This is a genomic window from Mesorhizobium sp. P2_D1 (assembly GCF_056404455.1).
Window position 1 is genome coordinate 1 of sequence record NZ_JBFUDZ010000155.1, and the last position, 819, is coordinate 819.

General features: G+C 60.2%; 2 protein-coding genes. Both read left to right on the plus strand.

Annotated elements, in window-relative coordinates; translation table 11 throughout:
* Positions 1-568: aldehyde dehydrogenase family protein (locus AC1D0I_RS32690; RefSeq protein ID WP_477400200.1), on the plus strand; the 568-nt coding region annotated here is incomplete at its 5' end.
* Positions 568-819: FAD-dependent oxidoreductase (locus AC1D0I_RS32695; protein ID WP_477400201.1), on the plus strand; the 252-nt coding region annotated here is incomplete at its 3' end. The genes AC1D0I_RS32690 and AC1D0I_RS32695, both read left to right, overlap by 1 nt.

Consider the following 819-nt stretch of genomic DNA (forward strand, 5'->3'; position numbering starts at 1 on the left):
GGTAGAGCGCTCGATTCACGCTGATTTTGCGCAAAAAGTGGCCGAATTTGCTTCACAGATGCGGTTGGGCGATCCCCTTGATGTCAGAACCGAGGCTGGCGCGATTGCAAGCGCCGACCAACTTTTCAAGAACCTGGAATTTGTGGCCCGGGCCACAGCCGATGGCGCCTCGCTGCTTACCGGCGGTACCCGAATCCGCGAGGAAACAGGGGGATTCTTCATGGCGCCGACGGTGTTTGACCAAGTCGCTCCAGACGCCGCCCTTGCCCAGGAAGAAGTGTTCGGCCCGGTGCTTGCGATCACGCCCTTTGACGACGAGGCCGCCGCGGTTCGGATCGCAAACTCGACGATTTACGGGCTGGCATCCGGCGTCTGGACGTCCAACCTCTCGCGCGCCCATCGCATGGTAAGGGCGATCAGGGCCGGCGTCGTCCACGTCAACACATATGGAGGGCCGGACATCACCGTGCCGCTCGGTGGCGTCGGACAGTCTGGCAACGGTCACGACAAGTCGCCGCATGCCCTCGATAAATTCCTCAATCTCAAGACAGCGTGGATTCAACTCTGATGACCGAAAACAGATCCCCAAGGTCACTCCCAGAACGGGCTCCTGCAGTCGTCATCGGCGGCGGCATCATCGGCATATCGTCCCTCTACCATCTTGCGAAACGCGGAATGGCGGGTGCGGTGCTCTTGGAGCGTAAACAGCTTGCAAGTGGGACGACATGGCACGCGGCAGGAATCGTCGGGCAACTGCGTGAGTCTGGCTCGCAGACAGCGCTCTCGAAATACACCGCACGGCTCTTTATGGAACTCGAA